At 71.6% G+C, this 13,499-nt stretch carries 9 protein-coding genes; 7 read left to right on the forward strand and 2 right to left on the reverse strand.

The genetic code is table 11. The features are described 5' to 3' along the window. Positions 1-119 precede the first annotated feature (119 nt). Positions 120-944: a GntR family transcriptional regulator gene (locus ACWCP2_RS13390; RefSeq protein WP_450908700.1), complete on the forward strand. Its 825-nt coding sequence runs from the start codon at positions 120-122 to the stop codon at positions 942-944. A 529-nt stretch (positions 945-1,473) separates the two neighbouring features. On the opposite strand, the gene ACWCP2_RS13395 is transcribed toward ACWCP2_RS13390, so the two are convergent. Then, complete coding sequence (locus ACWCP2_RS13395; RefSeq protein ID WP_450908701.1) at positions 1,474-2,319, reverse strand: GntR family transcriptional regulator; 846 nt, start codon at positions 2,317-2,319, stop codon at positions 1,474-1,476. A 298-nt stretch (positions 2,320-2,617) separates the two neighbouring features. Here ACWCP2_RS13395 and ACWCP2_RS13400 point away from each other — a divergent pair, with 298 nt between their 5' ends. Continuing rightward, positions 2,618-4,108: a cellulose binding domain-containing protein gene (locus tag ACWCP2_RS13400; protein ID WP_450908702.1), complete on the forward strand. Its 1,491-nt coding sequence runs from the start codon at positions 2,618-2,620 to the stop codon at positions 4,106-4,108. A gap of 117 nt (positions 4,109-4,225) precedes the next feature. On the opposite strand, the gene ACWCP2_RS13405 is transcribed toward ACWCP2_RS13400, so the two are convergent. Beyond that, on the reverse strand, positions 4,226-5,788 hold the full coding sequence (locus ACWCP2_RS13405; RefSeq protein WP_450908703.1) for a S8 family peptidase: 1,563 nt from the start codon (positions 5,786-5,788) through the stop codon (positions 4,226-4,228). Positions 5,789-6,011: 223 nt separating this feature from the next. Here ACWCP2_RS13405 and malX point away from each other — a divergent pair, with 223 nt between their 5' ends. The 5 genes from malX (at position 6,012) to ACWCP2_RS13430 (ending at position 13,285) form a co-directional block, all read left to right on the forward strand. After that, the gene (gene malX, locus ACWCP2_RS13410) at positions 6,012-7,637 is read left to right on the forward strand and encodes a maltose/glucose-specific PTS transporter subunit IIBC (RefSeq protein WP_450908704.1); all 1,626 of its coding nucleotides are present in this window, start codon (positions 6,012-6,014) and stop codon (positions 7,635-7,637) included. A gap of 3 nt (positions 7,638-7,640) precedes the next feature. Beyond that, positions 7,641-8,873, forward strand: a complete 1,233-nt coding sequence (locus tag ACWCP2_RS13415) for a MalY/PatB family protein (protein ID WP_450908705.1) — start codon at positions 7,641-7,643, stop codon at positions 8,871-8,873. A 347-nt stretch (positions 8,874-9,220) separates the two neighbouring features. After that, a complete protein-coding gene (locus ACWCP2_RS13420) occupies positions 9,221-10,222 on the forward strand; it encodes a SigB/SigF/SigG family RNA polymerase sigma factor (protein WP_450908811.1) in 1,002 nt (333 codons plus the stop codon). 184 nt (positions 10,223-10,406) lie between these two features. Further along, positions 10,407-11,480, forward strand: coding sequence for a quaternary amine ABC transporter ATP-binding protein (locus ACWCP2_RS13425; RefSeq protein WP_450908706.1), 1,074 nt, complete (start codon positions 10,407-10,409; stop codon positions 11,478-11,480). Then, entirely contained in the window at positions 11,480-13,285 is a 1,806-nt protein-coding gene (locus tag ACWCP2_RS13430; RefSeq protein WP_450908707.1) for an ABC transporter permease/substrate binding protein, read from the forward strand. The genes ACWCP2_RS13425 and ACWCP2_RS13430 overlap by 1 nt, the downstream gene beginning before the upstream one ends. Positions 13,286-13,499 lie beyond the last annotated feature (214 nt).

Consider the following 13,499-nt stretch of genomic DNA (forward strand, 5'->3'; position numbering starts at 1 on the left):
GTGCGGTTCCGGCCAAAGAGGGTCCGGATACCGGATCCCCCCTCACTGACAGGTATAGACCAATGCTACGTTGGTTCAGCAGACCGCGCAGTCCTTGACCTCCCGTCAGAGGAGAAGCCATGCCCTCCCCTTCGCGGGGCGGCGGCCCGGCCGCCATGCCCAAGTACCAGCGGATCGCCGCAGCGTTGCGGCGCGAGCTCGACCTCACCGCACTGACCCCCGGTGCCCGGCTCCCTTCCGAGCGCACCCTCGCCGCCCGCTACGAGGTCAACCGGCAGACCATCCGGGCGGCCCTCCAGCACCTGAGGGAGGACGGCCTCGTCGTCACCGGGCGGCGGGGCACCCGGCCGGCGTTCCCGGTACCGGAGCAGCGGCCCCCGGCGGCGCTCCCGGCGGGCGCTGCGGCCCCGGGACCCGCCCCGGTGGCGGTCGCCGCGGCCGTGGCGACGGCCGCGCCCGCGCCCGCGCCGGCGGGGAGCCGGGCCCAGGCGTGGCTCACCCTCGTCACCCTGGCCCCGGCGCTCGCCGAACAGCTCGGCATGCGCGGCGGGGAGCAGACCCTGGTCCACCACCACCGGGAAACCGGCCCGACGGGCCAGACCCGGCGGCACGCGGTGACGTACCTCTGCCCCCGCACCGTCGTCCGGACCCCCGAACTGGCCCGCTACCGGGACCGCCTGGTGGCGGGTGTCCGGGACGAGGACCTGGGTCCCCTGCACCACTGGCTGGAGGGGGCCGCGCGGGCCGGCCGGGTCGCCGAGACCATCACCATGACCCGCACCAACTCGCCCCGGGCCGCCACCGCGCCCGGCGGCCTCTCCGTGCGCCGCACCCTGCACGACGCCTCCGGCCGGCTGCTCGCCGTCACCGATCTCGCCTTCCCCACCTGGGACCGGCTGACCTTCGACCGGTCCCCGGCCGCCATCGGCTTCCGGGTCACCTGAGAACGGGCCGGCCGGCCGGGCGGCAAGGGGCCGCGCCGCCGTGCCGGGACCGTCGGAGTGAGGTCCGGCGGCCTGGGCGGGCGACGCGGCCGCGGCCGGGCCCCCGCCGCCCGGAGACGTCCTGCGCAGCCGCACCGTCGACCTCGACCTGGCCGATTACCGCTGGCTGTGCACGGACCAAACCTTCGGCACCCCGCGCAGGCACACCTTCAGGCCGTTCCCCGACACCGCCGTCGAGGTCGTGGAGTCGGCCGTCGAGCGGGACCCGGCGGGAGGCACCGTCCAGTGGAGCGGCGAGGTCGTCAAGGTCGACGGCCACCCGGTCGGGTCCGGGGTGCGCCACCGGGTGGTGCTGTCGACCACCGGTGTCTGCGACCCCGGGGCCAGGCCGGACACCGTCGGGGTGGACGCCCTCCTCGACCTGGGCGAGAGGGCGTACCGCATCGCGCAGCCCCGCAACGAAACGGGCCGGCTGCTGATCACGGAGGAGGACCCCGACCTCCACGTCAAGCCCCCGCACGCAGGCCCGTCACGTGCTCGTGTGGACGTCCCCGGTGGTGGTGGAGGTGATGACCGCACGGCGGCCGAGGTCGCCCGGCGGGATCCCCGGGTGGTGGCCGCCCGGCCGTCCGGAGCCCTGGGACACCCCGAGGGCCAGGCGCGAGACGATCCGGTAGCGGTCGCCCCGGTACACGGAGTGGACGTACTCCACGGGGCGGCCGGTGGAGTCGGTGGTGAGCCGCTCGATGAGCAGGGCGGGGGAGAGCAGCGGAACGTCCAGCAGGCCCGCCTCCGCCTCGCTCACCACCGTCGGCTCGATGGACTGCTGCGCCTCGTGCACGTAGACGCCGTGGTGGTCGCGCAGATGCTCGTAGAGGTCCCCGGCCTCCAGCTCCGCCGGGGTCAGGGCCGGTACCAGGGCGGCCGGGATGTGCAGGTGCTCGATGGCCATCGGGGCCCCGTCCACCAGCCGCAGCCGGGCGACGTAGAGCAGGCTCGCGCCGGGGGAGATGCGCAGGCGGCGGCCGATCCGGGCGCCCGCCTGGACGGTGGAGTGCTCCAGGATCCGGCTGGACCAGTTCCCGGCGGCCTGCCGCATCGCGAAGGCCGCCTCGTCGGCGCTCAGCTCCTGGGTGATCTTGGCCGGTGCGACGAACATCCCGCGCCCGTGCTCGCGGACGAGCAGCCCCGTGGCGACGAGCTCGTCCACCGCCGCGCGCAGGGTGGGACGCGAGACCTCCAGGGTGGCGCACAGGGTGCGTTCGGAGGGGATCGCGTCGCCGGGCCGCCGCGTGTCGATGAGCCCCAGCAGGTGCTCCCGGACCCGTTCGCGCTTGAGTACGGATCCGGACGAGTCGGTTGCGTCCTTCGTCATGGCCCGCCCCCATTTCTCTCTGCTCACCTGTCCAACTGGTCATGTACATCTAACCACTCGGGGCAAGGGGACGCGAGGAGTCCGCCGAAATTCATGGGGCCGTGCAGGCTTGACGGCGCAGGCGGGGCATGTCACCTTCTAGCCACTCAGCTAACCAATTGGTTAGTTGGTCAACTCCGTTTCCCCTCCTGTGGGTTGACGCAGCAGCCAGGTGAGACATCCCGAGACCCGTGACCGCCGCCTCCGCAAACGTGCGCGGCCGATCCCTTCGCTCCCCCCACCCCGAGAGGAACGCAGCATGCGCAGCCCTACCCACGCCCCCGGCCGGACCGCTTCCCGCGCCGACGGCCGCAAGCGCCGTACGGCCGTAGCCCTGGCCATCGCCCTGACCGCCGGTCTCGGCTCGGCCGCCCTGAGCGCCCTGCCCGCGACCGCCGCGGCCGACTCCGTCAAGGTCCAGTACCGCACCAGCGCCACCGGGGCGACCGCCGACCAGGCGGAGCCCTGGTTCAAGGTGGTCAACAACGGCTCCGGCACCGTCTCCCTGAACCAGGTCTCCTTCCGCTACTACTTCAAGGCGGACAGCCCCAGCACCCAGTACCGGTTCGCCTGTTCCTGGGCGGTCAAGGGCTGCGCCAACATCACCGGCACCTTCGGCACCCTGGCCAACCCGACGGCCACCGCCGACCGCTACCTGGAGATCACCTTCACCGGCGGCGCCGGCAGCCTCGCCCCGGGCGCCGACACCGGAGACATGCAACTGCGCTTCTACCGCGCCGACTGGCAGACCCTGCGCCAGTCCGACGACTACTCCTTCGACGGGTCCCGCACGGCCTACGCCGACTGGGACAAGGTGACCGCCAAGCTGGGCACCGGCACCGTCTGGGGCACCGCGCCCGGAGGCAACACCCCCGACCCGACGCCGACTCCGACTCCGACGCCGACCGGCCCGAGCCCGACGCCGACCGACCCGGGACCGGCCGGAGCCACCCTCTTCGACGACTTCACCTACACCTCCTCCTCCGACCCGGCGATAGGGGCCCACGGCTGGAGCGTGCGCTCCAACGCGGGCGGCCCCGGGGTCCCGGGCGCCACCTGGGCTCCGGAGAACGTCACCTTCGCGGCCGAGGGCGGCAACACCGTCATGAACCTGGAGACCTCGACGGCCGGCACCGGCGAGAGCACCAAGCACACCGAGATCCTCACCAAGACCATGAAGTTCAAGAACGGCACCTACGCGGCGCGGGTGAAGTTCTCCGACGCCCCGAAGTACGGCCCGGACGGGGACCACCTCGTGCAGACCTTCTTCCCCATCAACGACCTCAAGGCCCCGATGGCCGACGACTACTCCGAGTACGACTTCGAGTACCTCCCCAACGGCGGCTGGGGCGAGCCCTCGAACATCCTCTACACCACCTCGTGGGAGACGTACCAGGCCGACCCGTGGGTGGCCGTCAACCAGCACACCGAGTCCCGGCAGAGCTACGCGGGCTGGCACGACCTGGTGCTCACCATCGACAACACCACCATCACCTACTACATCGACGGCCAGGTCTTCGGCACGCACGACGCCAAGTACCTGCCCGAGCGGGGCATGTCGATCAACTTCAACCAGTGGCTGATCGACCTCAACGGCCAGCCGGGCTCGACCCCCCGCGCCTACGACCAGAAGGTGGACTACGTCCTGCACGTCAAGGACCAGGTCCTCACCCCGGCGCAGGTGGCGGCCAAGGTCGGCGGCTACCGCACCGCGGGCACGGCCTTCGTGGACACCGTTCCCAACGGCTGATCCGGCCGGCGGGAACGGAAAGGCGGCGCGCTCCGGGTTCCTCAGGCCCGGGGCGCGCCGCCGCCCAGTCGTTCCAGTACCGCGCCGTTCAGCAACGCGCTTTCAGCAGCGCCCCGTTCAGAACCTCAGGGCCCACCAGTCCAGGTACCCGGTGTTCCCGGCGAAGGCGTCGTACACGCGCAGGCGCCACACCCCGTTCGCCGTCTCCGAGGAGGCGTTGACCGAGTACAGCCCGACGAGATCGCTCTCGCCCCAGTCGGTGTACTCGTCCTTGATCGGGTACGCCGTCCCGTCGGGTGCGATCAGGTCGATCCGCAGGGTCCCGGAGTCCGGGTGCTTGACGGACACCTCCACCTCCAGCTTGGCGGGGGCATTGCCCTCGACCCCGCTGACCGTGATGGGTGACTTGATGGTCTTCAGGTCGCCGACCGCGTAGTTCTTGGTGTTGGAGAGGCGTTTGGTGACCACCGGGTTCGCCACGCTGCCCAAATAGAGGGTGCGGTCGGGAGAGCCGGAGCCGCGGTCGAGCACCGCCCCGGTGGTGGCCTTGGACTTCAGGTAGGTCGCCACCTGCGCCGGGGTGGCGGTGCGGTTGAGGGACAGGTAGATCGCGGCCGCGCCCGCGACGTGCGGGGAGGCCATCGAGGTCCCCGACATCTGGGTGCTCCACTCGTCGTCCCACCACACCGCCGAGGTGATGTTGTCGCCGGGAGCGAACAGGTCCACCAGCGAACCGTAGTTGGAGTACGAGGAACGCGCGTCGTGGGCGCTCAGCGCCCCGACCGTGATCGCCTGGGAGACCCGGGCCGGCGAGTGCGTCGAGGCGTCCTTGTCCTGGTTGCCCGCGGCCACCGCGTAGGTGATGCCGGAGGCGATGGAACCCCGTACGGCCGCGTCCAGGACGCTGTCCGGGTCTCCGCCCAGGCTCATGTTCGCCACCGCCGGCTTCACCGCGTGGCTGGTCACCCAGTCGATGCCGGCGACCACCTGCTCGGTCGTGCCCGATCCGGTGGCGTCGAGGACCCGGACGGCCACCACCTTGGCACGCTTGGCCACCCCGAAGGTGGTGCCCGCGACCGTTCCGGCCACGTGCGTGCCGTGCCCGTGCTCGTCCTCGGCGACGTTGTCGCCGTCGATGGCGTCGTAGCCGTACCGGGCCCGCCCGCCGAAGTCCTTGTGGGCGATGTTGACACCCGTGTCGATGACGTACGCGGTCACGCCCACACCGGCCGAAGAGGCGTACGTGTACTTGTCGTTCAGCGGCTGCCTGCGCTGGTCGATCCGGTCCAGACCCCAGGACGGCGGGGCCGGCTGCGTGGTGTCGAGGTGCAGCGTGCGGTTCTGCGCGACCGTGGTCACGGCCGGATCGGCCGCGAGCCGCCGGGCCTGGCGCTCCGTCATCCGGACGGAGAAGCCGTTGACCGCCGCGTCGTACGTCCGGCCGACCGTGCCGCCGAACCGTTCGACCACGGAGCGGGCCCGGTCCGTACGGGAAGCCGCGCGCGCCGGGTCCAGCAGGACGAGGTAGCTGTCGGCGACGGCTCCCGGCGCTCCGGCGTAGAGGACCTCCCCCTCCGGCGGGGTGGCGGCCGAGGCCCCGGTGTCCACCCCGAGCGCGAGCGCCGAGGCGAGTGCGACGACGGCTCCGTACCGCCGCAATAAGCGTGATCGCATGATCATGGAATCTGACCCCCCTGAGTCGTCCGCCCAGAGTGCTGCGTTCACAAGCTCCGCACAAGAGGCCCGTGCGGGAGGAATCGGACCCTGGGGATTGGGGCCCTTGTCCTCTTAGCGCCACTCGTTCACAGAACGGAATCTTTATGTGCGACCCCGTGACGTGCGACCCCGATACGTACGACCCCGCTCTGCGCGGCCCCCTCCGAAGCCGGACGAAAGATCCACCATGAAGAAGACGAAGGCAGCGCTCTGGGAATTCCTCCAGGGCCTGGGCAAGACCTTCATGCTGCCCGTGGCGCTCCTCGCCTTCTGCGGCATCATGCTCGGCGTCGGCTCCTCGCTCTCCAGCCCGGCCGTCCTGCAGAACCTCTCCTTCCTGGACAGCGAACCGCTCCAGCTGGTCTTCACCTGGATGTCCAACACCGGTCTGGTGGCCTTCAAGTTCCTCCCGGTCCTCTTCGCGATGGCGATTCCGCTCGGCCTGGCGCGCGAGGACAAGGGCGTCGCCGCCTTCTCCGGTTTCGTCGGCTTCGCCTCCATGAACCTCGCCGTCAACTTCTTCCTCACCACGCGCGGCGTGGACTTCGAGGACAAGGGCGAGATCGCGCACTACGGCATCGCCGACGTGCTCGGCGTGAAGTCCATCGACACCGGACTGCTCGGCGCGGTCGCGGTCGGCGTCATCGTGTCCCTGCTGCACAAGCGCTACCGCACCAAGCGGATGCCCGACGCCCTCGCCTTCTTCGGCGGCCTGCGCTTCGTCCCGATCGTCTCCGCCCTGGCCATGAGCATCGTCGGACTCCTCGTCCCGCTCGTCTGGCCCACCCTCGGCGGCTGGATCGCCTCCGTCGGCACGGGCATCGCGCACGCCGGGGTCTTCGGCCCCTTCTTCTTCGGCATGGGCGAGGTGCTGCTGCGCCCGATCGGCCTGCACCACATCCTCGTCGCGCTGTTCCGCTTCACCGACGCCGGCGGCGCGGGGGCGGTCTGCGGGGAGCACGTCAGCGGAGCCCTGAACCTCTTCTACGCCCAGCTCTCCTGCCCCACCCCCTCGGGCGCCGCGCACACCGCCACCCAGTTCCTGTCCCAGGGCAAGATGGCCGCGTACCTCGGCGGCCTGCCCGGCGCCGCGCTCGCCATGTACCACTGCGCCAAGCGCAGCATGCGCCCGGAGATCAAGGCGCTGCTCGTCTCCGGCGTCGTCGCCTGCGTGGTCGGCGGGGTCACCGAGCCGCTCGAATTCCTCTTCCTCTTCATCGCCCCGTGGCTGTACCTGATCCACACGGTCCTGGTGGGCCTCGGCTTCCTGGTCTCCGCCGTGCTCGGCGTGTACATCGGCAACACCGACGGCAACGTCATCGACCTGCTGGTCTTCGGAGTCCTCCAGGGCACGACCACCAAGTGGTACCTGGTCCCGGTGATCGCCGCGATCTGGTTCGCCGTGTACTACTTCCTCTTCCGCTGGGCGATCACCAGGTTCGACCTGAAGACCCCCGGCCGCGACGACGAACCCTCGGACTCCGGTGCGGCCGGCGCCTCCGCAGGCGCCGACGCCGACGACGTCACCGGCGCCGGCGCGGACGCCCCGAAGGCCGAGCTCGTCGCCGGCAAGTACGACCCGGTCGCCATCCTCGAAGCCCTCGGAGGCCCGGCCAACATCCACGCCCTCGACAACTGCATCACCCGCCTGCGGATGACGGTCGGCGACGCCGCCCTGCTGGACGACGCCCGGCTGAAGAAGCTCGGAGCCATCGCCGTGGTCCGGCTCGACGAGCACAACGTGCAGGTCATCATCGGCCCCCAGGTCCAGTCCGTGAAGGACGCCCTGGCCAAGCTCACCCCGGTCGGCTGACCCATGGACACGCGCTACGACTTCGACGCACCGGTCGACCGGCACGGCACCTGGTGCACGCAGTGGGACTACGTCGAGGACCGCTTCGGGGTCCCCGGACTGCTCCCCTTCACCATCTCCGACATGGACTTCGAGACCGCCCCCGAGGTGCTCGCCGCCCTGCGCGGCCGCCTGGAGCACGGGGTCCTCGGCTACTCGCGCTGGCGTCACGAGGACTTCCTCTCGGCGGTCCGGCACTGGTACGCCACCCGCTACGGCACCCCCGTCGAGCAGGACCGCATCGCCTACGCCCCCGCCGTCCTCTACCAGGCCGGCCGGATCCTGGACCTGTGGTCCGCGCCCGGCGACGGGGTCGTGGTCCACACCCCGGCCTACGACGCCTTCCCGCGGCTGCTCGCGGCCCGGGACCGGGACATGCGCGGGGTCCCGCTCCACGACTGGGACGCACTGGAACGGGAGTTGGCCCGGCCCGACACCACCGTGCTGCTGCTGTGCTCCCCGCACAATCCGACCGGCCACGTGTGGAGCGGGGCCGAGCTGGAGCGGATGGCCGGGCTGTGCGAGCGGCACGGGGTCGCGGTGATCAGCGACGAGATCCACTCCGATCTCGCGCACGCCCCGTACCGGCACCGCCCGTGGGCACTGCACGGCCGCCCCGGCGGACGCTGGGCCATCGTGACCTCCGCCTCGAAGTCCTTCAACATCCCGGCACTGACCGGCAGTTACGGGATCTTCGGCGACGCGGAGTCCTGTGCGCGCTACCTCACCCTCCTCAAGGACGCCGACGGACTGTCCTCCCCGGCCGTCCTCTCCGTCACCGGACACATCGCGGCCTACCGCGAGGGCGGCCCGTGGCTCGACGCGCTCAACGCCTATGTGGCGGACAACCTGCGCATGGTCGGCGACCGCCTCGCCGAGGCCTTCCCCGGGCTGGACTGGCATCCGCCCAGGGCCGGCTACCTCGCCTGGATCGATCTCAGGCCCCTCGGACTTCCCGACGAGGCGCTCCAACGTGAGCTGATTCATACCGAGAAGGTGGCGATCATGCCCGGAACCGCCTACGGGCCCGAAGGCGCGGGCTTCGTACGCCTCAACGTGGGCTGCCCGCGTTCCAAGGCGCGGGCCGGCGTCGAGGCCTTGATCCGGGCGCTGCGCACCACCTCGGACACCCCTGCCGGGGCGGCCCTCGCCACCGCCCCGGGAACCCCCGGCGGGCCTGCGGCGGAAGGGAATTGACCGGACGGCCGAGGGGACTGCGGCCGTCCGGCCGATGTGCGAACGGAACGTGACCCTGGCGTAAATGGGGCCGGGTCCCGGCCGGTTGATCTAGGAGAAAGGGAACTGGGGAACGGATCCGGAACCGGTTAGGGTGTACGCCCATCAAGGTCATGCGCCGCAAGCCGACCAGCCCAAGGAGCGACCCCGTGCCGAAACCCGCCCCGTTCTCCCATACCGCCGGCCCCCTTTCCGGCTCCCTGCCCGGTCCCCGCACCGGCTCCACGCCCGGCTCCCTGCCCGGTCCCCGCACCGAGCCCCTGCCCGGTTCCCGCACCGGTCGCCGGCCAGGCCCCTGTGCGGGCCGGCTGGCCGCCCCGGTCCCGCGCCCCGCCGCCGCCCGGGCCGAGAGACCCGCCGGCGCCGAGCGCAGCGCCGCCGGGCCCACCCCTGCCGACCCCGCCGCCACCGCGCTCCCGCCCCGGATCGCGGAGCCGCGCGAGGTGGCCCCCGCGGACGCCCGCGAGCTGACGCGGCTCTTCTTCCGCCGGCTCCACGAGCTCGACGAGGGCACCGCCGAGTACCGCTACGTCCGCGAGACCCTCATCGAGATGAACATCTCGCTCGTCCGGTTCGCGATGCGCCCCTTCCGCGGCCGCGGCGACGGAGGCGAGCTCGACGACCTGCTCCAGGTCGGCACCATCGGCCTGATCAAGGCCATCGACCGGTTCGACCCCGCCCGCGAGGTGGAGTTCGCCGCCCTGGCCATGCCGTACATCACGGGCGAGATCAAGCGGCACTTCCGCGACACCAGTTGGGCGGTCCGCGTACCGCGCAGGCTCCAGGAAATGCGCATCGACCTGGCCAAGGCCAAGGAGGAGCTGACCGCGCTCCTCGACCACCCGCCGACGGTCCGCGAACTCGCCGCGCACCTCTCGCTCGCCGAGGAGGAGGTCATCGAGGGACTCGTCGCCGCCAACGGCCACACCAGCGGCTCCCTCGACGCCCCGGGCTCCGAACGGGCCGACGGCCGCACGGAGGGCCACAGCCTCGCCGAGACGATGGGGGCCGAGGAGCCCGCGCTGGAGCGCGTCGAGGACATCCAGACCCTGGCGCCGCTGCTGGAGCGTCTCAGCGACCGCGAGCGGCGCATGCTGTCGATGCGCTTCGGCGAGGAGCTCACCCAGGCCCAGATCGGCGATGCCCTCGGCATCTCCCAGATGCAGGTCTCGCGCCTCCTCAGCCGGGTGCTCGCGCATCTGCGGACCTCGATGCTCGCCGACCCGGAGCGTCCCGCAGCCGGGATCCCGCAGCAAGCGGAATCCGGCCGCACGGGTGCGACGGCGGGCGCCGGCGGCCACGCAGCGTAAGTGACATGACTCACTTCACCGTTTGCAGGGGTTAAGTGCGGGCAGGAGCGCCCCTGGAGCGGACCCGCTCGCCGGCCGACAGCGGCCGGAGTGCGCGGGTGACGGGCGGATCCCGTCGCGCTCCACGGCCCGCCGGCCGCACGTATGCCGGTGGGCCGTCTCCGGTACGACCCTTGAGGTGTATGTGTCCACGCTCACAGCCGAGCATGTGTACAAGGTGTTCGGTAAAGGACCCGACAACGGCGCGGCCGTCGCGAAGGCGGTCCGCGCACTCGAAAGCGGCGAGACCGACCGCGACGAGCTGCGCGCCGAGGGAACGACGGCGGCGGTGATCGACGCCTCGTTCTCCGTCGAGCCCGGCCAGATCTTCGTCGTCATGGGTCTTTCGGGCTCGGGCAAGTCCACCTTGCTGCGCATGCTCAACGGCCTCCTGGAACCCACCGCGGGTCGCATCCTCTTCGACGGCGAGGACCTCACGGCCCTCTCCCCGGCCGACATGCGCCGCGTACGCTCCACCAAGATCAGCATGGTCTTCCAGCACTTCGCCCTGTTCCCGCACCGCGACGTGCTCGAGAACGCCGGCTACGGCCTGGAGGTCCAGGGCGTCCCCCGGGCCGAGCGCGAACGGCGGGCCGCCGAAGCGCTGGCCCTCTGCGGGCTCGGCGGCTGGGAGAAGTCCTGGCCCGACGAGCTGTCCGGCGGCATGCAGCAGCGCGTCGGCCTCGCCCGCGCCCTGGCCACCGACGCGGACCTGCTGCTGATGGACGAGTCGTTCAGCGCCCTCGACCCGCTGATCCGCCGCGACATGCAGGACCAGCTGCTCGAACTCCAGAAGAGCCTGGGCAAGACCATCGTGTTCATCACCCACGACCTCAACGAGGCCATGCGGCTCGGCGACTCCATCGCCGTCATGCGCGACGGCCGCATCGTCCAGCAGGGCACGGCCGAGGACATCCTCACCCGCCCCGCCGACGACTACGTCGCCTCGTTCATCCAGGACGTGGACCGCTCGCGGGTCCTGACGGCCGACGCCGTCATGACCGGGGAGCCCGGCGGCCGCCCGGACTGCGACTGCCCCACCGTCTCCGCCGGCACCCCGCTCGCCGACGTGTGCGCCGTCAGCGCCCGGGTCCCGCACGACGTCTCCGTCACGGCCGAGGACGGCACCGTCGTCGGCTCCGTCCCGCAGGACCGCCTCGTCGCCTTCATCGGCGACGAGCGCCGCGCCGCGCTCGACTGCGCGGAGGTGGCGGCCTGATGCCCCGCCTGAATCTCGGATCCTGGGTCGACAGCGGTGTCGACTTCCTCCAGAGCCACCTGTCCTGGCTGTTCGACGCCATCACGGCGCTCGTCACCGGGCTCTACGACGGCGTCGAAGCCGTCCTGTCCGCGCCGAACCCCCTGCTGCTGGCCGGCGTCCTCGCCGTCGCCGCCTGGTGGCTGCGCGGGCTGCTCGCCGCCCTGCTCGCCTTCGCGGGCTTCGCCCTGATCGACTCCGTCGCCCTGTGGCCCGATGCCATGTCCACGCTCGCGCTGGTCCTGGTCGCCACCCTGGTCACGCTGGTCTTCGCGATCCCGCTGGGCATCTGGGCCTCGCGCTCCGACAAGGTCAGCGCCGTCCTGAAGCCCGTCCTGGACTTCATGCAGACCATGCCGGCCATGGTCTACCTCATCCCCGGCATCATCTTCTTCGGGGTCGGCGTGGTGCCCGGCATCATCGCCACCATCATCTTCTCGCTGGCGCCCGGCGTCCGGATGACCGAGCTCGGCATCCGCCAGGTCGACGCGGAACTCGTCGAGGCCGCCGAAGCCTTCGGCACCACCCCGCGCAACACCCTCGTCCGGGTCCAGCTCCCGCTGGCGCTGCCCACGATCATGGCGGGCATCAACCAGGTCATCATGCTCGGCCTGTCCATGGTGGTCATCGCCGGCATGGTCGGCGGCGGCGGCCTCGGCGGCGCCGTCTACCGGGCCATCGGCAGCGTGGACATCGGCCTCGGCTTCGAGGCAGGCATCTCCATCGTCATCCTCGCCATGTACCTGGACCGGATGACCGGGGCCCTGGGCCGCCAGGTCTCCCCGCTCGGCCGCCGCGCCCTCGCCAAGGCGCGCTCCGCCGCCACCGGCACCGCCAAGGTGTGGAGCCACCGCCCGCAGCCCGTCTTCGCCGTGGCCTCGGCCCTGGTGCTGGCGCTGGTCGCAGGCGGCCTGGGCATCTTCGGTGACTCCGGGAAATCGCAGGTCAACGCCGCCGGCGGGGCCGGCGTCGAGAACATCGGCAAGGGCCGCAAGCTCAGCATCGGCTACATCCCGTGGGACGAGGGCATCGCCTCCACCTTCCTCTGGAAGGAGCTCCTGGAGCGCCGCGGCTACCAGGTCGACGCCCGCCAGCTGGAGCTCGGCGCGCTCTACACCGGCCTCGCGGGAGGCCAGGTGGACTTCCAGACCGACGCCTGGCTGCCCTCCACGCAGGCCGAGTACTGGAAGAAGTACGGCAACAAGCTCGACGACCTCGGCTCCTGGTTCGGACCCACCTCCATCGAGCTCGCCGTCCCGTCCTACGTGAAGGACGTGAAGACCCTCGCCGACCTGAAGGGCAAGGCGGGCCGGTTCAAGGGCCGGATCATCGGCATCGAACCCAGCGCCGGCGCCATGGGCCTCCTCAAGGACAAGGTGATGCCGCAGTACGGGCTCGACGGCGAGTACAAGGTCGTCGACGGATCCACCCCGGGCATGCTCGCCGAACTCAAGCGGGCCTACGAGAAGAAGGAGCCCGTCGCGGTCGTGCTCTGGTCGCCGCACTGGGCGTACGCCTCGTACGAGCTGACCAAGCTCACGGACCCGCAGGGCGCCTGGGGCAAGGGCGACGGCATCCACAACGTCGCCCGCAAGGACTTCGCGGCCGACGAGCCGAAGGTCGCCCAGTGGCTGAAGTCCTTCAAGCTGACGGAGGCGCAGCTCACCGGCCTGGAGGCCAAGATCCAGGAGTCCGGCAAGGGCAAGGAGCAGGAGGCCGTCCGCGCCTGGCTGTCCGATCACCCCGAGGTCGACAAGCTGGCGTGAGCCCGTGGGGGCCGGCGCGCGAAACCCCTCCCACGGAGCTTCGCGCACCGGCCCCCGCCCGGCCGGCCCGACGCCTCAGCCGGCCAAGCCCCGCCCGGGCTCCCGGCGGCCGCCGCGCCCGCCGGCCCCGCAGCCCGGCACCGCCGGCCTGGAGCGGATCGTCGCCGGCGCCAGGCTCGGGGGCCCGGACACCGGGTTCACCGTGGACGGCCCC

The organism is Streptomyces sp. NPDC002104, from assembly GCF_053593795.1.